16 protein-coding genes are annotated in these 21,518 nt (G+C 60.8%); 10 read left to right on the plus strand and 6 right to left on the minus strand.

The window, feature by feature from the left end; translation table 11 throughout:
* Window positions 1–11 precede the first annotated feature (11 nt).
* Together OIM11_03160 and OIM11_03165 are read left to right on the plus strand one after the other, a co-directional pair.
* Entirely contained in the window at window positions 12–302 is a 291-nt protein-coding gene (locus OIM11_03160) for a hypothetical protein (protein ID HJJ00133.1), read from the plus strand.
* The gene (locus OIM11_03165) at window positions 295–753 is read left to right on the plus strand and encodes a PIN domain-containing protein (protein HJJ00134.1); all 459 of its coding nucleotides are present in this window, start codon (window positions 295–297) and stop codon (window positions 751–753) included. Before OIM11_03160 ends, OIM11_03165 begins: the two co-directional genes overlap by 8 nt.
* Window positions 754–765: 12 nt before the next feature.
* Here the strand turns inward: OIM11_03165 and OIM11_03170 are convergent, their stop codons facing one another.
* Entirely contained in the window at window positions 766–1,707 is a 942-nt protein-coding gene (locus OIM11_03170) for a cysteine synthase family protein (GenBank protein ID HJJ00135.1), read from the minus strand.
* Window positions 1,708–1,900: 193 nt separating this feature from the next.
* Between OIM11_03170 and OIM11_03175 the strand changes: the two genes are divergently transcribed.
* On the plus strand, window positions 1,901–3,292 hold the full coding sequence (locus OIM11_03175) for a sodium-dependent transporter (protein ID HJJ00136.1): 1,392 nt from the start codon (window positions 1,901–1,903) through the stop codon (window positions 3,290–3,292).
* Between the two features lie 87 nt (window positions 3,293–3,379).
* On the opposite strand, the gene OIM11_03180 is transcribed toward OIM11_03175, so the two are convergent.
* Window positions 3,380–5,053, minus strand: a complete 1,674-nt coding sequence (locus OIM11_03180) for an AarF/UbiB family protein (protein HJJ00137.1) — start codon at window positions 5,051–5,053, stop codon at window positions 3,380–3,382.
* Between the two features lie 6 nt (window positions 5,054–5,059).
* The gene (locus OIM11_03185) at window positions 5,060–5,596 is read right to left on the minus strand and encodes a phasin family protein (protein HJJ00138.1); all 537 of its coding nucleotides are present in this window, start codon (window positions 5,594–5,596) and stop codon (window positions 5,060–5,062) included.
* Window positions 5,597–5,754: 158 nt separating this feature from the next.
* Here OIM11_03185 and mfd point away from each other — a divergent pair, with 158 nt between their 5' ends.
* Window positions 5,755–9,165, plus strand: coding sequence for a transcription-repair coupling factor (gene mfd / locus OIM11_03190; GenBank protein ID HJJ00139.1), 3,411 nt, complete (start codon window positions 5,755–5,757; stop codon window positions 9,163–9,165).
* Here mfd and uvrA read toward each other — a convergent pair.
* Window positions 9,162–12,074, minus strand: a complete 2,913-nt coding sequence (gene uvrA / locus OIM11_03195) for an excinuclease ABC subunit UvrA (protein ID HJJ00140.1) — start codon at window positions 12,072–12,074, stop codon at window positions 9,162–9,164. The genes mfd and uvrA overlap by 4 nt on opposite strands.
* A gap of 203 nt (window positions 12,075–12,277) precedes the next feature.
* Here uvrA and trxA point away from each other — a divergent pair, with 203 nt between their 5' ends.
* The 6 genes from trxA to OIM11_03225 all read left to right on the plus strand — a co-directional run bounded on the left by trxA (window position 12,278) and on the right by OIM11_03225 (window position 19,510).
* Window positions 12,278–12,586 (plus strand): thioredoxin, encoded by a 309-nt coding sequence (gene trxA, locus OIM11_03200; GenBank protein ID HJJ00141.1) that lies wholly within the window; start codon window positions 12,278–12,280, stop codon window positions 12,584–12,586.
* Window positions 12,587–12,617: 31 nt separating this feature from the next.
* A complete protein-coding gene (gene trxB, locus OIM11_03205) occupies window positions 12,618–13,559 on the plus strand; it encodes a thioredoxin-disulfide reductase (protein HJJ00142.1) in 942 nt (313 codons plus the stop codon).
* 349 nt (window positions 13,560–13,908) lie between these two features.
* Window positions 13,909–15,999: a glutamine synthetase III gene (locus tag OIM11_03210; GenBank protein ID HJJ00143.1), complete on the plus strand. Its 2,091-nt coding sequence runs from the start codon at window positions 13,909–13,911 to the stop codon at window positions 15,997–15,999.
* 80 nt (window positions 16,000–16,079) lie between these two features.
* On the plus strand, window positions 16,080–17,402 hold the full coding sequence (gene glmM / locus OIM11_03215; protein ID HJJ00144.1) for a phosphoglucosamine mutase: 1,323 nt from the start codon (window positions 16,080–16,082) through the stop codon (window positions 17,400–17,402).
* 65 nt (window positions 17,403–17,467) lie between these two features.
* On the plus strand, window positions 17,468–18,859 hold the full coding sequence (locus OIM11_03220; GenBank protein ID HJJ00145.1) for a sodium-dependent transporter: 1,392 nt from the start codon (window positions 17,468–17,470) through the stop codon (window positions 18,857–18,859).
* A gap of 63 nt (window positions 18,860–18,922) precedes the next feature.
* Window positions 18,923–19,510 (plus strand): metalloregulator ArsR/SmtB family transcription factor, encoded by a 588-nt coding sequence (locus OIM11_03225; protein HJJ00146.1) that lies wholly within the window; start codon window positions 18,923–18,925, stop codon window positions 19,508–19,510.
* A 71-nt stretch (window positions 19,511–19,581) separates the two neighbouring features.
* Here OIM11_03225 and OIM11_03230 read toward each other — a convergent pair whose 3' ends face one another.
* Window positions 19,582–19,797 carry a hypothetical protein gene (locus tag OIM11_03230; protein ID HJJ00147.1) on the minus strand — a complete coding sequence of 72 codons (216 nt, stop codon included), beginning with the start codon at window positions 19,795–19,797 and terminating at the stop codon, window positions 19,582–19,584.
* A complete protein-coding gene (locus OIM11_03235; GenBank protein HJJ00148.1) occupies window positions 19,794–21,335 on the minus strand; it encodes a DNA repair protein in 1,542 nt (513 codons plus the stop codon). The genes OIM11_03230 and OIM11_03235 overlap by 4 nt, the downstream gene beginning before the upstream one ends.
* Window positions 21,336–21,518 lie beyond the last annotated feature (183 nt).

The raw sequence follows: 21,518 nt of genomic DNA on the forward strand, positions 1-21,518 counted from the left end.
ATGGAAGTGCCATGACGACAAAAGTCTTTTCAAGCCGTGCGGACGAGGGCCTTCTTGCCTATGCCGATGCGCTCGCCCACAGGGAATACGGGCTGTCTTACGGGCAGTACTGTGGCACCGTGTTGCTTGAGGCCATCAAGCGCGATGGGCGCATGCCCCAGCTTGCTTCCAGCGAGGAGCCGGACGCAAAAGCGCAAGCAGCATCGTTTCTCAAGGGTTTTGCCAAGCGCAAGCATGATGCCTCCATCGGTAAGATGTCCGACAAGGAGATCCGCGATCTTATTGCGAGCCGCTATGAGTAGGAAGCTGCTCCTCGACACAAACGTCCTGCTCGACGTGGCCATGGGTGAGCGTGCGGGGTGGGCTGCGGCCACGCTGCTCGTCGACGAGTTCGCTTATGGTCAGTCCATCGGTTATGTCTCGGCGCTCAGTCTCAAGGACGTGTACTACATTCTCTGCAAATATGCCGATGAGCCATCTGCTCGTGCGTATGTTCTCGCGGTTATGGACCTGTTCGAGGTTATTCCCGTGGACATGGGGCTTTGCCGTATCGCGGCACAATCCGACGAGCCGGATTTCGAAGATGGGTTGATCCGCGCATGCGCGGAGCATGGAGGCGTCGATTACATCATTTCACGCGACGAGGCGGCATTTGCGAAGTCCCCCATCAAGCGCCTCTCTCCGCGGCAGTATCTCGACAAGTTTTGCGAAGTCGAGGATGTGGAGTTGACTGAAAACGATGGGCGCGAGTAATCAAATCGCCCTCTACTCCCCAAACAGCGGGGTCGAGAAGTAGCGCTCGCCGGTGTCGGTGAGGATGGTCAGGACGGTGGCATCCGGGCCGAGCTCGTAGCCGAGCAGCAGCGCGGCAACGACGTTCGTTCCGCTCGAGATGCCGCAGAGCAGCCCCTCTTCGCGCGCGAGGCGCTGGGCCATCGTGATTGCCTCGTCGTCGCTCACCACGCAGGTCGCGTCAATGACGCTGCGGTCGAGGATGGCGGGGATGACGCCGTCGCCGATACCCATCTGCAGATGCGTGCCGATATTGCCGCCGGCCAGCATAGCGGCGTTTTCGGGCTCGGCTGCCCAGACGATGGTGTCAGGATTCGCCTGCTTGAGCGCGCTGCCAACACCCGAGATGGAGCCGCCGGTGCCAAAGCCGCAGGCAAAGCCGTCGATGACGATGCCGGACTCGCTGGCATCCTCGAGAATCTCCACGGCTGTCTGCGTGCGCTGGATGGCGACGTTGTCGACATTCGAGAACTGGTCGGGCATGAAGGCGTTGGGATCTGCCGCCGCCTGCTCGTGGGCGAGCTCTGCGCAGGTTTCGATGGCCTTGCCGATGTCGCCGTCATCGTGAACGAGCTCGATCTGCGCGCCGTAGGCCTCGCAGATCTTGCGACGCTCGACCGAGACCGAATCGGGCATGATGATGCGCACGTCGTAGCCGCGCACCGCGCCCACGAGAGCCAAGCCGATGCCCTGGTTGCCGCTCGTCGGCTCGATGATGGTGGTCTTGCCGGGCGCGATTTCGCCGCGTCGCTCGGCCTGGAGAATCATGTTGTACGCCGTACGCGTCTTGATCGAACCGCCGACGTTGAGTGCTTCGAACTTCACGAGAATCTGCGCGCAGTTCTCGTCGGGAATATGTCGCAGACGGATGAGAGGCGTGCGACCCATCGCCTCGAGCACGTTGTCGTAAACCATGAGCTCCTCTTACATCATGATGCCGCGCAGACGGCTTGCCGTGCGAATATCTCCGGAGATTATACGCGAAGGTGGTATGCCTGCCTCCAATGATGCCACCGAAGCGTTACGGTGAGGGTTGTGGAGGGCCTGCCGTGATACCATATCAAGTTATCGCGCCAGGGGAGGGTGCGCCGAACAAGTGAGGGATGAGATGGCTCAACGCGATAGGTTTTCGAGCAACATTGGCTTTCTGCTGGTAAGTGCAGGCTGCGCAATCGGCTTGGGAAACGTCTGGCGCTTTCCCTACATCACGGGCGAGTACGGTGGCGCCGCCTTCATCATCCTCTACATTCTTTTCCTCATGCTCTTCGGCCTGCCCATGCTCTGTTTCGAGTATACGGTGGGTCGCGCAAGCCAGAAGTCCATCTCGCGCGCTTTTGACGTGCTTGAGCCTGCGGGCACCAAGTGGCATTTCATGCGCTGGGTGGGTTTCATCGGCAACTTCATGCTCATGATGTTCTATACCTGCGTGGCGGGCTGGATGCTCGACTACTTCATCAAGATGGCGTCCGGCGAGTTCAATGGCTTGGACACGGCCCAGGTGGGCGGCGTTTTCGAGACGATGCTCGCAAATCCCGGTGAGGTCGTGGTTTGGACAATCATCGTGTGCGTGATAGGCATGCTCATCTGCGGATTTGGCGTGAACAAGGGCGTCGAGCGCGTTACCAAATTCATGATGTGCGCGCTGTTCGTGATCCTTCTCGTTCTCGTTGTCCGCGCGGTTACGCTGCCAGGTGCCGAGGGCGGCTTGGCCTTCTACCTCATGCCGGATTTCTCCAAGATGTTCGCCAATGGCCCCGCGGGTTTCGCGGAGGTCGTCTACGCCGCGATGGGACAGAGCTTCTTCACGCTCTCCATCGGCATTGGCTCCATGGAGATCTTCGGTAGCTATCTGGGCAAGGAACGTCGCATCTTCGGGCAGGCGCTCTCCGTCGGCGTGCTCGATACCGTCATTGCGCTCATGGCCGGCCTCATCATCTTTCCTGCTTGTTTTGCCTTTGGCGTCGATCCGGGAAGCGGCCCGGGCCTCGTGTTCGTGACCTTGCCCAACGTGTTTGCGCAGATGTGGCTTGGGCAGCTCTGGGGCGCGCTCTTCTTCCTGTTCATGTCGTTTGCGGCACTTTCCACGGTTGTCGCCGTGTTCGAGAACATCATCGCGATGTTCATGGATTACAAGGGTTGGGATCGTCTCAAGACCGTTCGCATCGCGCTCGTGCTCATCACCATACTGTCGCTGCCGTGCGCTCTGGGTTTCAACGTGCTCTCTGGCGTGCAGGTTCCGGGCATCGGCGATATCCAGGGTATCGAGGACTTCATCGTCTCGAACAACCTGCTACCCCTTGGCTCGCTCGTGTTCCTGCTCTTCTGCACGCGCAAGTTTGGCTGGGGCTGGAAGAACTTCATCAAGGAAGTCGATACCGGCGAGGGCATGAAGTTTCCGCAATGGATGCATGGCTGGGTCAGCTATTGCATTCCGGTGCTCCTCGTCATTATCTTTATCATGGGTTGGATGCCGATTATCGGAGGCTGGCTGGGCATCTAGCATGTGCGGCGTCTTCCGGAGCAGGTACGTGTCTGTCTCGACGAAGATGTTGCCAAGGATTCCCGGCGCTATGCGAGGTGTCCCCGTCTAGGCGTTATTGCCGCCGTGGCGAATGATGTCGATGATGATCCAAAGCGTGAGGCCAATGCCGACGCAGTAGCCCGTAAACGAGAGCACGGGCAGTCCTGCGACGGTCGGCTCCGAGATCGTGCTCACGAGCGCGGCGCTCACGAGCGTACCGGCCGTGATCATGCCGAGCGTGAGACGGTTGATGATGCGCGAGAGCTTGCCGAGAGGCTCCTGGCTGCTCAGCATCTCCATGTTGACCTTGAGCTGGCCGCGGCTCAGCATGTGGGTGACGTCGCCGATGTATTCGGTGGCGCGCGCGAGACCGCGGGCGGAGCGGTCGAGGCTGATGATGAGGTCGCGTGTCATCTGCTTGAACTCGTCCATCGGGGTTTTCTCGCGGCTGAGGTGTCCGTTGATGACATCGACCATGTTGAAGCTGCCTACGAAGTTAATGAGCGTGCCTTCGAGCGTGACCAAACCGCGGGCAACGGCGGTGAGGCAGCTCGGCAGCTCGAGCTTGCATTCGCGCATGGCGTTGGTGATGTCGGTGAGGAATGCGCCGATGTCTATCTCGTCCATTTCCGCCGATGCGTATCGGTCGATGATGCGGTCGAGTATGCTGAGCAGGCGTGGATGGTCGATGGCGTTGATGTCTCCGCCGACCGAGAAGCCGATGAGCGCGTCCTCGAGCATGGTCGAGCTCTCATGGCCGACGGCAACGATGATGCGCGTGAAACTTGCACGCTCGTCGGGCGTGAGGCGCCCCATGTTGCCAAGATCGAGATAGACGATGCAGCCATCTTTGATCTCGATGTTGCCGGGATGCGGATCGGCGTGGAAGAAGCCATCGTCGAGAATCTGCGTGGCGTAGTTGTCGAGTAGTTTCTCGCCGATTTCGGCGAGGTCATATCCGTGCTTGACGAGTTTCTGCGTGTCGCGAATCGAGATGCCGTCGACGTACTCCATGACCAGCACCTCTTCGGTGCAATATTGCGGATACGGTTTGAGACAGTGGAGGAAGGCGACGTCCTTGTTGAGCTCGGCGAATTCGGCGAGATTCTGGGCTTCCTTATCGAAGTCCGTCTCCTCGAGGAAGGTCTGCCAGAGCTCCTCGACCACGTCGCGCAAGTCGACGATCTGGTTGCCCTTCATGAAGCGCTGCGCGTATTTGGCGAGCGAGCGCATCATGTCGATGTCTTGCGCCATGGTAATGCGCACGCCGGGGCGTTGCACCTTGATGGCGACGAGCTCGCCGCTTTCGCGCAAGACCGCCCGATGCACTTGCGCAAGCGAAGCGCTGCCGAGGGGCGTGGGGTCGATTTCCGAGAAGATCTGCTCGCGGCGCTCCTTGCCATAGATGGTATCGAGCGCAGAGAGGACTTCGTCGAAGGGAAGCGGGTCACAATCCATCTGGAGCTTCGAGAGTTCCTCGCAGTATGCGGGCGGCAGTATTTCGGAGCGTGTCGAGAGTGTCTGCCCGATCTTGATGAAGCTCGGGCCGAGCTCCTCGAGCATGGAGCGCATTTCGATGGGGGTGATGCCCTGGAAGGCATGGTAGCGGCGCACGATGCTCAGCAGCTCGCGTAGGCGCGCGAAGCGAGAGCGGCGTGTCAGCCCGAACTGCTTTTGCGGGCTGACACCCGATGGCGTGCCGAAGACGCGCCTGAATAGGTTGTTGCCGCTCGTTGGCATGACCCGTTATTCGCCCTTGAGGTGCTCGACGGGATCGACGTCGTTGCCTCCGTAGGTGCCGTCGGGATTGATGACGACATCGCCGGGGTCGGCCGTGCCGGCTGAGGGCTCTGCATGCGCTTCGACATCGAGGTGCTCGACGGGGTCGACGTCGTTGCCTCCGTAGGTGCCGTCGGGATTGATGACGACATCGTCATCGTCTGCGACCTCTTCTGCCTCGACGACGACGTCGTCTTTGCCGTCATCTTCCATCTCGCGGGCGATTTGGGCCATCTGCTCGGCGAAGGCAACTCGCTCCTCCGGTGTAAGCGAGCGCACGTAGGCGCGGATGGACTCCTCGCGCACCTTGCTGACGCTCTCTTCGGCCTTGTGCTTGAGTTCCTCGTTCAGCTTGCGGCCCTGGTCGACAGTGACCTGTCCTCGCTCCACGAGATCGTCGATGACGGCCTTGGCCTTCTCGCCGCCGATAGACAAAGCCCCGACGCCAGCGAGGAAGATGTTTTGGAAGGTCTCGGTGAGATTGTTCGCAACGTTGTTCGTCATGATGCTCTCCTTTACAAAGGTGAATATCGAACATATTCATTTTAACGCAGGATGATGTTGGGTATCGCATGACCTTTCCACTTGTTTGGGCTATTCTAGCGAGCATGCTGATAGATCAACTACAACGCCAATTCTTCTCTGCGGAGAAGCTGAAGCCCGTGCTCGCCAAACTCGAGGCAGGCGATGACACCTCGCTGGGCATTGTCGCGTCCGTGCGCCCCTTCGTCGTGGCATCCCTGTTCGCGCGCGAGCCACGCACGATCTTCGTTGTCGTGAGCGGAAACGACGCAGCCGAGCGCTTCGCCAACGACGTCGCGGCCTATATCGGGCGCGCGCACACCTGCGTGTATCCCGAGCGTACGGACATGCCCTGGCAGGATGTGCGCCCCGACCACAAGGTCATCGGCGCACGTGCCCGGGCGCTTGGGCTCCTCACGCTCGGGCGTCCCGTGGTGGTCGTCGCCTCCGCGCGTGCGCTGCTGCGCAAGGTCGCGCCCGCCTCGGGTAACGTCTTCTCGCCACTCATCGTCTCATGCGCCGATGGCGTCGTGGACGCGGCAACGGGCGAGCTCGTCGCCTACGAGGATTTCGCCGACATGCTCGTGAGCCGCGGATACGAGCGACTCGGCGAGCTCGATGGCCCCGGCACCTTCACGCAGCAAGGCGATACGATCGACGTGTTTGGCTCGGGCATGACCGCGCCGGTGCGCATCGAGTTCTTCGGCGATGACGTGGACGGGTTACGTCGCGTGGTGGCCAGCACGGGCCAGACGATTGGCGAAATCGAGCAAGCCGAGATCTGGCCAGCGCGCGAGTTCGCCGTGAGTGCCGGCGGCCTCAAGCGCCTCAAGGAAGCCCTGCGTGCCGAGCTTGCCAGCAATCGCGAGACGATCGACAAGGTTGCGATGCTCGAGGAGGGCGTCGTCTTTGGCGACATGGATCGCTTCGCGCCGTATCTCTACAAGGAGCTGGGACAACCCATTTCCCATGCGGCGAAGGGCTCGCTCATCGTCATCGCAGAGCCACGATCGCTCTTCGACGATGCGGCGCATCGTTTCGACGAGATACAGGTCATGGCACATGAGGCCGGCGTTTCCGATGACGAGCTCGAGGGGCTGTTCGCGCCGCCCGCGAAGATGGACTTCGGGACGCGTCAACGCCTGACCTTGCAATCCATCATGCGCATTGGCGGTGATGTCGATGCCGACGTGGCGGTGCAACGGCCAAATGTCGCCGGGCGCGAGGAGAAGCTGTACACCACCATCAGGGCGCAGATCAAAGCCGGCATGACGACGATGTTCGCGGTTCCCGATCGCAGGGCACGCGAGGATTTCGAGCTTGTGTTCGGCGACTGCTCCATACCCTTCGTCGAGGTGCCCGATGAGGGCGAGAAATCGTTCGACCGGCGCTATCTCAACATCATCGACATCGACGTGCCCAATGGCTTCATCATTCCCGATGCGCGCCTCGCGATGATTTCCATCGCGGATCTGTCGCGACGCGGGGGCAGTGCCCGCCAGGCCAAGAACATCGATATCACCGACATCACCTTCCCGTACAAGCCGGGCGATTACGTGGTGCACGCATCGCATGGCATCGCGCTCTTCTCGGGCATGGTGCGCCAAGAGGCGGCTGGCCAGGAGCGTGACTACCTGCTGCTTTCCTACGCTGAAGGCGACAAGCTCTACGTGCCCGTCGAGCAGATTGACCGCGTGACGCGCTACGTGGGACCCGATGGCTCGGCTCCGCGTTTGACGCGCCTGCATACGGCCGACTGGAGCCGTACCATGGGTCGCGCTCGCAAATCGGCCAAGAAGCTCGCGTTCGACCTGGTCGATCTATATGCGCGGCGCTCTTCTGTCAAGGGCTTTTCATATTCGTCGGACACCGTCTGGCAGGAGGAGATGGAACAGGTCTTTCCCTATGAGGAGACGCCCGACCAACTCAAGGCCATCGCCGACGTGAAGGCTGACATGGAATCCGAGAAGCCCATGGATCGTCTCATTTGCGGTGACGTGGGCTTTGGCAAGACCGAAGTTGCGCTGCGTGCGGCATTCAAGGCCGTGAGCGACAAGAAGCAGGTCATGATCCTGTGCCCGACGACGATTCTCGCGCAGCAGCACTATACGACCTTTCACGACCGCTTCGAGCCCTTCGGCATCCGCGTCGAAGTCATGAGTCGTTTCCGGTCGAGCGCCCAGCAGAAGGCCGCACTCGAGGGCTTTGCCGATGGCAGCGTCGATGTGCTCGTGGGCACGCATCGTCTGCTGAGTCGCGATGTGAACCCGAAGAATCTCGGGCTTGTCATCATTGACGAGGAACAGCGCTTTGGCGTGGGCCATAAGGAGCAGCTCAAGAACCTGCGCGAATCCGTCGACGTACTGACGCTTTCGGCCACGCCCATCCCGCGCACTCTGCAGATGTCGCTGTCGGGCGTGCGCGACATGTCGCTCATCCATACGCCGCCGCCCAACAGGCGCCCCGTTGCCGTGCATGTGGGCGAGTGGGATGAGGACATCGTGAGTGGCGCCATCAGGCGCGAGATGGAACGCGGCGGGCAGGTGTACTACGTGAGCAATCGCGTGCGCACCATCGAGGACGCGCTCGAGCGTGTCGAGTCGGCGGCACCGGAGGCGCGCATCGGCATCGCGCACGGCAAGATGAGCGCCAAGCAGATCGAGACTGTGATGGAGCAGTTCGCGGCGGGCGAGATTGACGTACTCGTCGCAACCACCATCATCGAAAACGGCATCGACAACCCGCACACCAACACACTCATCATCGAGGATTCGCAGCGCTTGGGTCTGGCGCAGCTCTACCAGCTCAAGGGCCGTGTCGGTCGCTCGAACCAGCAGGCCTACGCATACTTCCTCTTCCCGCCCGAGAAGCCCCTGACCGAAGAGGCGACCGAACGCTTGCAGGCGATTGGCGAGTTCACGGACCTGGGCAGCGGCATGAAGATCGCGATGAAGGACCTCGAGATCCGCGGTGCGGGAAGCATTCTGGGTGCCGAGCAGAGCGGCAACATGAGCGCCGTCGGCTTCGATTTGTTTGCGTCCATGCTGGCGCAAGCGGTGGCCGATGCCCGTGGCGAGCAGGGGATCGCGCACGAGGACGTGCAGATCGACCTGGCTGCGGACTTCTTCATTCCCGAGGAATACATGCCCGAAACCGACGAGCGCGTGCTGTTCTATCGCAAGATCGCCGCCGCCCAAAGCGTCGATGATGTCGAGAGGATCGCGGATCAGATGCGTTCTGGGTTTGGGACGCCGCCACAGCCTGCGCAGAACATGCTCGACCGCGCGAAGATCAAGGCGCTCGCATCCGAATGCGGCGTCACCTCCATTTCGCAGACGGGCGGCAAGGTCGTGATCGCACCGGTGTCCGCCGCCCTGAAGGGCGCCATCGACAAAGATGACGAGGTGCGCGAAATCCTCGGCAACATGCGTGCGCTCTACTTCTCGAAGTCGTTGAAGTACTCGATTCCCTGCGGCAAGGAGGAGCCCGCCGTCACGGTGGCGCTCGTCGCGATGACGGCGCTCGGCAAAGTCGCCGAGGACAACCGTTAGATCGTCGATATGAGGTCGAGCTTCTCGGACAGCAGCTCGCGGAGGAAACGGGCGGTGTGGCTGTCCTCGCATTGGGCGACTTTCTCGGGCGTGCCGTAAGCCACGACCGTACCTCCGCCATCGCCGCCTTCGGGACCGAGGTCGATGATGCGGTCCGCGGCCTTGATGATGTCGAGGTTATGCTCGATGACGAGTACGGTGTTGCCTGCGTCGACGAGGCGCTCGAGCACCTCGAGCAGCTGACGCACGTCCTCGAAGTGCAAGCCGGTCGTCGGCTCGTCGAGGATGTAGAAGGTCTTGCCCGTCTGCACCTTTTGCAGCTCGCTCGAGAGCTTGACGCGCTGTGCCTCGCCACCGGAGAGCGTCGTTGCCGGCTGGCCAAGCGTGATGTAGCCCAGACCGACATCGTTGAGGGTCTGGAGCTTGCGCTTGATGTTGGGAATGTTCTCGAAGAACTGGCAGGCCTCCGCTACCGTCATGTCGAGCAAGTCGCCGATGGATTTGCCACGATACGTGACCTGCAGCGTCTCGCGATTGTAGCGGGCACCGCCGCAGACTTCGCAGGGGACGTAGATGTCTGGGAGGAAGTGCATCTCGATCTTGAGCTGACCGTCGCCTTTGCAGGCCTCGCAACGGCCACCGGCGACGTTAAACGAGAAGCGACCGGCGGAGTATCCGCGGGCGCGGCTCTCGGGCAGGCTCGCGTAGAGCTTGCGGATATCGTCCCAGACGCCGATATAGGTTGCGGGATTACTGCGCGGCGTGCGTCCGATGGGGGACTGGTCGATATCGACGACCTTGTCGATAAGATCGACGCCTTCGAGCGAACGGTGCTTGCCCACGCGTTTGCGCGTGCGCATGACCTGATTGGATAACGCAGGTGCGAGCGTGTCGGTGACAAGCGAGCTCTTGCCTGATCCGCTCACGCCGGTGACGACGGTGAGCGTGCCGATCTCGACTTGCACGTTGACGTTCTTGAGGTTGTTGGCCTTTGCCCCCTTGAGCTTGATGGCGCCTCGCTTGGGATTGCGACGTTTGGCCGGCACGGGGATGGAGCGCGTCCCGGAGAGGTACTGGCCCGTGATGGACTCCGGGCAAGCGGCGATGTCTGCCGGGGAACCCTGCGCGACGACATGGCCGCCGGCAACGCCCGCTCCTGGTCCGATATCGACCACGTAATCAGCACTGCGGATGGTGTCCTCGTCGTGCTCGACCACGATGACGGTGTTGCCGAGATCACGTAGATGCTTGAGCGTCTCGATGAGACGCTCGTTATCGCGTTGATGCAAGCCGATGGAGGGCTCGTCAAGGATGTAGAGCACGCCCATGAGGCCCGCGCCGATTTGCGTTGCCAAGCGGATGCGCTGTGCCTCGCCGCCTGAGAGCGTGGCCGTGGGCCGGTCGAGCGTGAGGTAGTCGAGGCCGACGTCGACGAGGAACTTCAAGCGCGTGCAGATCTCCTTGACGATGGGCTTTCCGATGAGGGCTTGTATCTCCGTCATCTCGATGTTTTCGAAGAATTCGAGCGCACGGACGGCGGAAAGCTGCGTGGCCTCGAAGATGTTCTTGTCGGATATGGTCACGGCCAGCACCTCGGGTTTGAGGCGACTGCCATTGCAGGTGTGGCAGGGATTGATCGCCATGAACTCCTCGAGGCGCGCCCGCGTGCGGTCGCTGTCGCTTTCGTCGTGCTTGCGCATGATGGCGGCGAGCACGCCCTCCCAGCGCGTGAACCAGTAGGTGTCGCGTCCGTCGCGCGTGACGTAGTCGATGCGGATCTTCTCGTCGCCCAGGCCGTAGAGCAGGGCGTCGCGGGTCTTCTTGGGGAGGTCCTTCCAGGGCGTCGACATGTCGCCGCCCACGTGCTCGCAGACGGCAGCGTACATCTGCGGGTAGTAGTTGCTCGAGGGGCTGAACAGCGCGATGGCACCCTCTTCGAGCGTGAGGTTCTCGTCCGGAACGACGAGATCCGGGTCAACCTCCTGGCGTGCGCCGAGGCCCAGGCAGTCTGGGCAGGCGCCGTACGGTGCGTTGAACGAGAAGTCGCGCGGGTTAAGCTCGTCCATCGAGTAGTCGTGTTCGGGGCAGGCAAGCGCCATGCTGAAGAGGTACTCGCCCTCGACGCCGGCAGCTGCAAGTGCGCCCGAGGAGTGCTCTACGCCTGCGTCGGCCTCCTCGTCGTCCTTGGGGAGCACCTTGATGAGGACGTTGCCCTTGGTGAGGGTCGTGGCTGTTTCGATGGCCTCGACGAGGCGCGGCAGGGCGCTCTCCTTCAGCACGATGCGGTCGATGACGACCTCGATGTCGTGCTTGTACTTCTTGTCGAGCTTGAGGCCCTCGTCGAGGCGGTGCATCTCGCCGTCGATGCGCACGCGCGAGAAGCCCTCCTTGACCAGGTCCTCGAAGAACTTGACGAACTCGCCTTTGCGGCCGCGCACGACGGGAGCCATGACGATGATGCGATCGCCGGGCGTGCTGTGCCCCATGATGCGATCCGCAATCTGGTCGGCCGTCTGCTTCTCGATGACGCGCCCGCAGACGGGGCAGTGGGGCGTGCCGATGCGTGCATAGAGCAAGCGCAGGTAATCATAGATTTCCGTCGTGGTGCCGACGGTCGAGCGCGGATTCTTGGAGGTGGTCTTCTGGTCGATCGAGACGGCGGGGGAGAGGCCATCGATCGAATCGATGTCGGGTTTCTCCATCTGTCCGAGGAACTGACGCGCGTACGAGGAGAGGGACTCGACGTAGCGACGCTGGCCCTCGGCGTAGATGGTGTCGAAGGCGAGCGAGCTTTTGCCCGAGCCGGAGAGGCCCGTGAAGACGATGAGCTCGTCACGCGGAATCGTGAGGTCGATATCCTTGAGGTTGTGTTGACGTGCACCTTTGATGACGATGTTTTCGGAAGCCATGAACCTGCCCTCGGGTACTCATATGCAAACATGTGTTCGCATAGTGTATGACAGCGTGAATGTTTTGGGAAGAGCTTGCAGGCAACGGTTGCCAAGTTGAAGCGTGAAGGTTTCGTAACGATTTATTCTACCACGAATATACTGTTTGCTAGTAAGCATATAATGCGAAGCGTACGAATTACTGGATGAACGGAGGACCCAAAATGGTTCAGCATGCAACTTCAGCAGACTTCGACGAGGTCGTCCTCGGTGCGCAGGAGCCCGTGCTCGTAGACTTCTTTGCAACGTGGTGTGGCCCGTGCAATATGCTCGCACCTGTCATCGAGGAGGTTGCCGACGAGATGCAGGGCAAGGCGCATGTCTTCAAGGTCGACATCGACGAGAGCCGCGATATCGCCGAGCGCTATCACATCAGCTCCGTACCGACCCTGATGCTCTTCAAGAACGGTGAGCCCGTCAAGAAGAACGTGGGCGCAATGCCCAAGTACGGCGTCCTCGCCATGTTCGACTAGGCCACGCGCCAGGCAAACGAGAGGTCACGATATGGCAGCCGATACGTCGACAACGTATGATGCCCTGATCATCGGGGCGGGTCCGGCGGGTTTGACCGCCGCAATGTACTGTGCACGTGCGGGTCTTACGTGTGCGGTTATCGAACGACTCGCCCCCGGTGGCCAGATGGCGCTTACCGAGCATCTGGAGAACTATCCCGGCTTCAACCAGTCGACGAGTGGCTATGAGCTCTCGGAGATCATGACCAAGCAGGCGACGAGCTTCGGCGCGCAGATTATCTACGATGCCGTGCTCTCCGTTGACTTCGATGCCTGCCCCAAGAAGCTTCATATGGCATCTGGCGATGACTTGACGGCGAAGACGGTCATCATCGCCACCGGCGTCAGGCCTGCCCTGCTCAGCATTCCGGGCGAGGAAGAGTTCAAGGGCTCGGGTGTCTCGTATTGCGCTACCTGCGATGGCAACTTTTTCAAGGGCAAGGACGTCTGCGTCGTCGGCGGCGGCAATACGGCCGTCGCGGATGCGATCTACCTCTCGCGCATCTGCAATAAGGTGACGGTCATCGTACGCCGTGACGTGTTGCGCGCCACGGCCATCTACAACGTCAAGCTCAAGGAGCTCGACAATGTCGAGATCATCTGGAACACGACCGTGGAGGAAATCGTCGGCGAGGATTTCGCGGTCACGGGACTCAAGCTCAAGAACGTGAACACGGGCGAGGAGTCGAACATCGCGTGTTCGGCGCTCTTCGTCGCTATCGGCACCGTGCCCAACGTCGAGTTCTTGAACAATGCCGTCAAGCTTGATCGCACCGGCCACGTCGTCACCAATTCGGTGGGGGAGACGAGCGTGCCGGGCGTCTACGCAGCGGGCGACATACGCTCCAAGGAGCTTTACCAGATCACGACGGCAGTCGCCGATGGCGCCAATGCCGCCGAAGACGTCGCCCAGTACCTCATCCAGCACGAATAAGGGATCGATGCGTTCGCAAACCAGACAATTCTGCCCCGGCAACTTTTGTCTGGTCATCTCGACCGAAGCGGCCGTTGTCACGCGCCTCTCTGTCATCTCGACCGAAGCGGCCGCTAGGCCGCGAAGTGGAGAGATCTCGTGGTGAGATTTCTCGACTTCGCTGCGCTACGCTCGAAATGACAGAGGTGGTCCGCTGCGCTCCGCTCGAAATGACAAAATGAGACAGTTGCTCTGAGCAACTGTCTCATCAAAATCGTTAAAACAATCGAAACAAAACGCCCTTATCGTGAATTTCGTTCACGTACGATACACTACTGCCCACTACCGAAGACGCCCAAGGGAGAAGCTCATGGCGGAAGATATCAGCAAGATCTACGGAAGCATGGTGTTCAACGACAAGGTCATGCATGACCGCTTGCCCAAGCCGGTGTACAAGAGCCTGCACGAGACCATTCAGAACGGAACGGCGCTCGATGAGGACTCCGCCAATGCCGTGGCGCACGCCATGAAGGAATGGGCCATCGAAAACGGCTGCACGCACTACACGCACTGGTTCCAGCCGCTCTCCGGCATCACCTCGGAGAAGCATGACGCTTTCATCGACCCGCTTGGTGACGGTGCGGCCATCACGTCGTTCTCCGGCAAGGAGCTCATCCAGGGCGAGCCAGACGCGTCATCGTTCCCGAGTGGCGGCCTGCGTGGCACCGCCGAGGCACGTGGCTATACTGCCTGGGATCCGACGAGCTTCGCGTTCATCAAGGACGAGGTGCTATGTATCCCTACGGCGTTCATCTCCTATACGGGCGAGTCCCTCGACAAGAAGACCCCGCTTCTTCGCAGCATGAGGGCGATTTCCGACCAGGCCAAGCGCGTGCTTGCCTGCTTCGGCATCGACGATGTCCCGCAGGTCATCACCACCGTCGGCGCCGAGCAGGAGTACTTCCTCATCAAGGAGGACGATTACCGTCGTCGCCCCGACCTCATCATGTGCGGCAGGACGCTCTTTGGTGCCCACCCCATGAAGGGGCAGGAGCTCGAGGAGCACTACTTTGGCGCTATCCGTGAGGTCGTGAGCGACTTCATGAAAGAGGTCGATGACACGCTGTGGCGCATGGGCGTGGATGCGAAGACCAAGCACAACGAGGTCGCGCCATGCCAGCACGAAATCGCGCCCATCTTCTCGCGCGCGAACGTCGCCATCGACAACAACCTTCTGACGATGGAGGTGCTGCGCGAGGCAGCGCCGCATCATGGGCTTGCCTGCCTGCTCAACGAGAAGCCCTTCAAGGGCATCAACGGCTCGGGCAAGCACGATAACTGGTCCATAGCCACGCCTGGCCTCAACATGCTCAACCCCGGCGATGACCCGGCGCACAACTACATCTTCCTGCTCTCGCTCGCTGCCGTCATCCAGGGTGTCGACGATTATCAGGAACTGCTGCGCGCCACGGTTGCATCTGCCGGCAACGATCATCGTCTCGGTGCGAACGAGGCGCCGCCCGCCATCGTGTCGATCTTCCTGGGCGACGAGCTCACGAGTATCGTCGACGCGATTGCCGCGGGCGAGGATGCCATCTCGCACAAGATGGGACGCATGGACCTCGGCAGCGAGGTGCTTCCCTCGCTCGAGCAGGACAACACCGACCGCAACCGCACGTCTCCGTTTGCGTTCACCGGCAACCGTTTCGAGTTCCGCATGCCGGGTAGCGAGCTCAACCTCTCGTCTCCCAACACGGTGCTCAACGCTGCCGTTGCCAAGAGCTTCAAGGAATACGCCGATCGTCTCGAAGGCGCCGAGGATGTCGAGGCCGAGGCAATCGCCATCTGCCGCGATGTCTTCAACGCGCACAAGCGCATCATCTTCAACGGCAACGGCTATTCCGAGGAATGGCCCATCGAGGCCGAGCGCCGTGGCCTTGCCAACAACCGTACGACGCCCGAAGCCCTGCAGGCCTACATCAAGCCCGAGAGCATCGAGCTCATGGACAGCTTCGGCATCCTCGACGAGGCCGAGATGCGCGCTCGTTATGGCGTCGACATGGAGCATTACGCCAAGGTGAAGAACATCGAGGCGATGTGCATGCTCGACATCGCGAATCGCATCATCACGCCGGCCGTCATCAAGTACAGCAAGGTCGTCGCCGACGAGATCATCGCCAAGAAGGCCGTCAATCCCGACCTGTCGGCCGAGACCGAGGAGAAGCTGCTCGAACGCCTGTCTGATTGCCTGCACGAGATGGGCCTCAAGACGCACGCGCTGCACATGTTGCACGAGGAGGCCTACGACAAGGAGACCTGGCCCGAGCGTGCCGCTGCTTACGTCGAGCTCGTCGTGCCCGCCATGGACAATCTGCGCAGCGTCGCCGACCGCCTCGAGGAGCTCACCGATCGCGCCTATTGGCCGATGCCCACGTACAACGACATGCTCTTCTACGTCTAAGGACGCCCTGCCCGCCCGTTTGCGATACAATTTCCAGAAACCCTTTTTCAGGAACTTGTATCGCGAGAGCGGGAGGCAGCATGGCTCGATTGTTTGGTACGGATGGCGTACGCGGCGTCGCAGGTGAGGAACTCGACCGCGACCTGGCGGTCGCCCTGGGGCGTGCGGCGGTCCGCAAGATCGGCAAGCGCATCTTCATCGGGCGCGATAGCCGCGAGTCAGGTCCCATGCTCGAGCAAGCGCTCGTTGACGGCATCTGCGCGGAAGGCGGACAACCCGCCGTCGTCGGCATCGTGCCGACGCCCGCCGTCGCGCTCATCACGCGTGAGATGGGTGCCGATTGCGGTATCGTCATCTCGGCAAGCCACAATCCGCCCGAATACAACGGCATCAAGTTCTTCGACGGCGAGGGCTACAAGCTGCCCGACGCGCTCGAGGACGAAATGCAGGAGCTCGTCGAGGAGCTGCGCGGCGAGCAGGTCGAGACCGGACAATCGCGTCCTGTGCCCAATGCCGCTCTCTATTACGCCAACCATGCGGCTGCGGTGCTGCAGGAGCGCGGCGTCGACCTTTCCGGCATGAAGATTGCCGTTGATTGCGCTCACGGCGCATCGTGTGAGACGACGCCGGCCACCCTGCGCGCGCTCGGTGCCGAGGTCTTCGTCATCAACGCCGATCCCGATGGCAGCGAGATCAACGTGGGCTGTGGCTCGACGCACCTCGAGCCGGTGAAGTTCCTGATGGAAAGCCGCGGTGCCGATATCGCGATTGCCCATGACGGCGATGCCGACCGCATGCTCGCACTCGCATCCGACGGTACGGTCATCGACGGCGATTTTCTGCTCGCCATCTGCGCGAAGGACCTCAAGGAGCGCGGTTTGCTCGACAACAATCTCGTTGTGTCGACGGTCATGGCCAATCTCGGCTTCCAGCTTGCCATGAAACGGGAGGGCATCGACGTCATCACCACCAAGGTGGGCGACCGCTACGTGCTCGAGGCCATGCGCGAGCACGGCGCCGTGCTTGGCGGCGAGCAATCCGGCCACATCATCTTCGGCAAACGCAACACGACGGGTGACGGTCTCGTGTCCGCGCTCGAGCTGCTCGGTGTCATTGCCGCAAGTGGCAAAACGGCCAAGGAACTCATGGAGGTAATGGAGAAGTTCCCGCAGGCGCTCGTCAACGTGCGCGTTACCGACCGTGCCCTCTACGAGGGAAACGAGGCTATCGCCGCCGCCGAGGCAGCTGCCGAGGAGGAGCTCGGCGAGGAGGGTCGTCTGCTCGTGAGGGCGTCGGGCACCGAACCGCTCATTCGCGTCATGGTCGAAGCACACACGCAGGAACAGGCCGATGCGATTGCCAATCGCGTGGCCGATGTCGTGATCGAACAGATTGGCGCTTAGCTTCCAAGGAGCTTTGCGTATAATCGCATATGCTTGTTTTACACGAATATTTGGGGAATTGAACAATGGCACAAGAAGTTAAGGAAGTTCAAGAAGCATCGACCCGTGCAACGTGGTCGGGTAAGTGGGCGTTCATTTTGGCTGCGGCGGCATCGGCCGTCGGCCTCGGAAATCTCTGGCGTTTTCCGTATCTCGCCGCGAAGTACGGTGGCGGCATGTTCCTGCTCACCTACCTGGTGCTCGTTTTGACCTTCGGCGTCTCCCTGTTGCTGCTCGAGACCGCGCTCGGTCGCAAGACGCGCCAATCCGTCATCGGCGCCTTCAGGCATTTTGGCGCCAAGTTCACCTTCATTGGCGTGCTCGCGGCGGCCGTGCCGTTCATCATCACGCCGTATTACTGCATCATCGGCGGTTGGGTCACCAAGTACATGGTGAGCTACGTCACGGCGGGTCCGGCGGCACTGGCCGATGGTGGCGACTTCTTTGGCGGCTTCATCAGCAGCAACACTGAGAGTTTCCTGTTCATGCTCGTCTTCATGGCAATCGTCTTCATTATCGTCGCGCTTGGCGTGCAAAAGGGCATCGAGAAGGCCAATCTCATCATGATGCCTGCGCTCATCGTCATGGCAATCGCGATTGCTGTTTTCGTGCTCACGATGCCTGGCGCACTCGAGGGCGCCGCGTACTACCTCGTGCCCGACTTCAGCAAGTTCTCGCCCGAGCTCGTCATCAACGCGTTGGGGCAGATGTTCTACTCGCTTTCGCTGGCCATGGGCATCATGGTTACGTATGGCAGCTACATGCGCAAGCAGGACAGCCTGACGTCATCGGTCACGCGCATCGCGGGCTTTGACTTCGGCGTCTCGTTCTTCGCCGGTCTCATGATCGTGCCGGCTGCCTTCGTTGCGATGGGCTCTGCCGAGGCCGTTGCCGCAAAGTCCGGTCCGTCACTCATGTTCATCACCCTGCCCGAGGTGTTCAACACGATGGACCTCACCTGGGCGACCGTCATCGGTTTCGTGTTCTTCTTGCTCGTGTTCTTCGCGGCGTTGACGAGTGCCATCAGCCTGACCGAGGCGCTCGTGTCGATCGTGTCCGACGGCACGCATCTGTCGCGCACCAAGTCCCTCATCATCGTGATGATCTTCATCGTGGCGGTTGGCTTCGTCGTCAATGCGGGCTATAACTCGCTGTCGTTTATCCAGCCCATCGGCGAGGGATCGACGCTGCTCGACTTCTTCGACTTCATCTCGAACTCGGTGCTCATGCCCATCGTCGCGATTCTGACCTGCGTCTTCGTTGGTTGGATTATCAAGCCCAAGGCGCTTATCGAGGAGATCGAGATTTTAAGCGAGTTCAAGGCCGAGAAGGCCTGGGTCGTTATGATCAAGTACATCGCCCCGATTCTCGTCGCGGTGATTCTCATCACGAATATTCTTCCCTTCATAACGGGGTAACGGCAATCGATGCGGTCGATGGTCGGGCATATTCCCGGCCATCGCAGTAGAAGGAGGCGCGTCATGGCAAAGGGCAAGAAGAAGGACAAGGACAAGAAGAAGAGCAAGGCGAAAGACAAGGCCGCGAAGCTCGAGCTCAAGGCCGATGTCAAGCCATCGAAGTCCAAGCCCGAGAAGAAGCACGACAAGAAGCATGACGCAACGCCGCAGGTGCAGCCTGCGAGCAAGACCGTGTCCACGGCCAAGCCGGCGGCAACACAGCCCAAGATGTCCTCGGCCTATGTGCCCAAGCACTCGATGGGGTCACATAGCAAGACCACGTCCAAGCCGCAGACCATTTACGACATGCAGCCGATGAACTTCAAGATGCCGAGCGAGGAGTCACTCTTCAGCCTCGCCAACCTCTTCAAGATCTTCGCTGACCCAACGCGTCTCAAGATTCTGTACTCCCTCGTGGAGGGTCCCAAGTGCGTCGCTGACATCGCGCATGCAGCGGGGGTCACGCAGGGTGCCACCTCGCACCAGCTGCGCAGCATGAAGCAGGAGCGTCTCGTGGACTTCGTACGCGATGGCAAGCAGGTCATTTACTCGCTGGCCGATGACCGCGTGCAGACGTTGCTCTCGCAGGGGTATTCGTACATCAATGGCTAGTGACGTGTCTGACGTTTTGGGACGGTCCTGACGTTTCGGTTAAATCGAGACGTCAGGACCGTCCCTTTGTCTCAGCAGTAATCGAATTCCGATTGGTCTATCGGCGCATCAGGCCCATGTTCTTGGGCGTGATGCGCCGCCTGCTTGATGGCCTCGGTATGTCCGGCAAGTGCCGCAAAGGGCGAAAACTGGGCAGCCCGTTGCTCCATTGACATGTGGGGATATTTGCTCGATACGTGATGCGGCAAGTCGATGATGTCGGCGTATATGTGCTCTGCATCGCTCATGCCTGATGGCCTCCGATCTGCTTGTTGCGTTGCGTTTGCGTGGCGCCCTCCTGCAAGTTCGTGCCCTTGAGCACGGCATTCTTGCCGAAGCGCCTTCTAGCCGCCAGTATTGCCTCCTGGCGGCGATGCTCCTGGGATAGCTCTTGCTCTTTGACGGCGTTGGCACGCTCGTCCTTGTCGTAATCGGCAAAGAGCTCGAGTTGTTCTTCTTGTGGGGTATCCTGCGTGCTCTCTTGCTCGCGCTTGACGTCACATGCCGTGATGTTAAGGCGACGGGCGAGCAAGTGTGGGTTGACGGTCGAGTCGAAAAGCTCGAGGGCGGCATCGACGATGAGACGTGACGACGAGGTATGACGTGGCAGGTTAATGGAGCCGTGGGCATGTTTGGGTACCGTGCGACCGTAGAAATCGGTGGTGGTATCGCCATCGTATTGCGATGCGATGACCGGGTCTTCCAGGTTCTTTCTGTCGTAGCCGACGGTGATGACGATTTGAGTGGTGACGAGACCCTTCTCGACAAGGTCGAGGCTGAGCTGCTCGGCCATCTCGCGCATGACGAGGCGCGTCTTGTTGAAGGGATAAGGGTGCTGTAGCACCTGCCCTGAGCCGAGGCTGTTGGACTCGGGACGATACGCCCGGACGTCTGCGAGCGTGCAGGGCTCCCAGCCCCAGGCGTGGTCGATGAGCAGCTCGGCGTTTACGCCGAAAAGGTCGTAGAGCGTGTCCTCGTTCCTGCTTGCCTGCGGACCGGCAACCGATGCCCGGGCGATATCCCCCATCGTGCCGAGCCCCACCTGGTCGAGCTTGCGAGCTGTCGCGAGACCCACACGCCAGAAGTCCGTGAGAGGGCGATGGTTCCAGAGCAGGCGGCGGTAGCTCATCTCGTCGAGCTCGGCGATGCGTGCCCCATCCGGGCCGGCGGGTATATGCTTGGCAACGATATCCATCGCGACCTTGGCAAGGTAGAGGTTGGTGCCGAGACCGACCGTGGCCGTAATACCCGTCTCGGCCAGAACGTCCGAGATGAGCATGGCGGCGAACTCGTGTGCCGTCATGCCGGCTGTGCGCAGGTAGCCCGTCACGTCGATGAAGACCTCGTCGATGGAGTAGACGTGGATGTCCTCGGGGGCGACATGACGCAGGTATATCTCGTAAATCTCTGTACTGCGTTGCAGGTAGAGGGCCATGCGTGGCGGGGCGATGACATAGTCGAGGGCGAGCTCGGGATGTTGGGATAGCTCGACGGCATTGCTCGAGGAGCCTACGAGTTTGCGGCCCGGCGCCTGCGCTCTGCGCTGGGCGTTGATTTTCTTGACGGCCTGGATGACCTCGAAGAGGCGTGCCCTGCCCGAGATGCCGTGTGCCTTGAGAGAAGGCGAGACGGCAAGGCATATGGTCTTCTCGGTGCGACGCTTGTCTGCCACGACGAGGTTGGTCGTAAGCGCATCAAGACCACGCTCGGCACACTCGACCGATGCGTAGAAGGACTTGAGGTCGATTGCGACGTACGACCGTTGCTTTTTGCCGTTCTCTTCCATGGCACGAAAGTATAGGGGATGACTGAGACACGAACAAGCGTTCGCTTTTCTGAATATAGGAATCCGTGTGGGCGGGCTGTGAAGCGGAGGTCCAAGGGAGCGCGCCGTAAAGACCGCGAAGCGGGCTGTCGGGAAGCGACCGTCGGAGCGGAGCAGCCCGCCCACACGGATGGGGGAAATGTG

Source organism: Coriobacteriaceae bacterium (genome assembly GCA_025992705.1).
GTDB lineage: Bacteria > Actinomycetota > Coriobacteriia > Coriobacteriales > QAMH01 > QAMH01.

Excerpts from the sequence above, each read along its gene's own strand:
- OIM11_03160 (HJJ00133.1), top strand. The coding sequence starts at position 12 with ATGACGACAAAAGTCTTTTCAAGCCGTGCGGACGAGGGCCTTCTTGCC.
- OIM11_03165 (HJJ00134.1), top strand. The coding sequence starts at position 295 with ATGAGTAGGAAGCTGCTCCTCGACACAAACGTCCTGCTCGACGTGGCC.
- OIM11_03170 (HJJ00135.1), bottom strand. The coding sequence starts at position 1,707 with ATGGTTTACGACAACGTGCTCGAGGCGATGGGTCGCACGCCTCTCATC.
- OIM11_03175 (HJJ00136.1), top strand. The coding sequence starts at position 1,901 with ATGGCTCAACGCGATAGGTTTTCGAGCAACATTGGCTTTCTGCTGGTA.
- OIM11_03180 (HJJ00137.1), bottom strand. The coding sequence starts at position 5,053 with ATGCCAACGAGCGGCAACAACCTATTCAGGCGCGTCTTCGGCACGCCA.
- OIM11_03185 (HJJ00138.1), bottom strand. The coding sequence starts at position 5,596 with ATGACGAACAACGTTGCGAACAATCTCACCGAGACCTTCCAAAACATC.
- uvrA (HJJ00140.1), bottom strand. The coding sequence starts at position 12,074 with ATGGCTTCCGAAAACATCGTCATCAAAGGTGCACGTCAACACAACCTC.
- trxA (HJJ00141.1), top strand. The coding sequence starts at position 12,278 with ATGGTTCAGCATGCAACTTCAGCAGACTTCGACGAGGTCGTCCTCGGT.
- trxB (HJJ00142.1), top strand. The coding sequence starts at position 12,618 with ATGGCAGCCGATACGTCGACAACGTATGATGCCCTGATCATCGGGGCG.
- OIM11_03210 (HJJ00143.1), top strand. The coding sequence starts at position 13,909 with ATGGCGGAAGATATCAGCAAGATCTACGGAAGCATGGTGTTCAACGAC.
- glmM (HJJ00144.1), top strand. The coding sequence starts at position 16,080 with ATGGCTCGATTGTTTGGTACGGATGGCGTACGCGGCGTCGCAGGTGAG.
- OIM11_03220 (HJJ00145.1), top strand. The coding sequence starts at position 17,468 with ATGGCACAAGAAGTTAAGGAAGTTCAAGAAGCATCGACCCGTGCAACG.
- OIM11_03225 (HJJ00146.1), top strand. The coding sequence starts at position 18,923 with ATGGCAAAGGGCAAGAAGAAGGACAAGGACAAGAAGAAGAGCAAGGCG.
- OIM11_03230 (HJJ00147.1), bottom strand. The coding sequence starts at position 19,797 with ATGAGCGATGCAGAGCACATATACGCCGACATCATCGACTTGCCGCAT.
- OIM11_03235 (HJJ00148.1), bottom strand. The coding sequence starts at position 21,335 with ATGGAAGAGAACGGCAAAAAGCAACGGTCGTACGTCGCAATCGACCTC.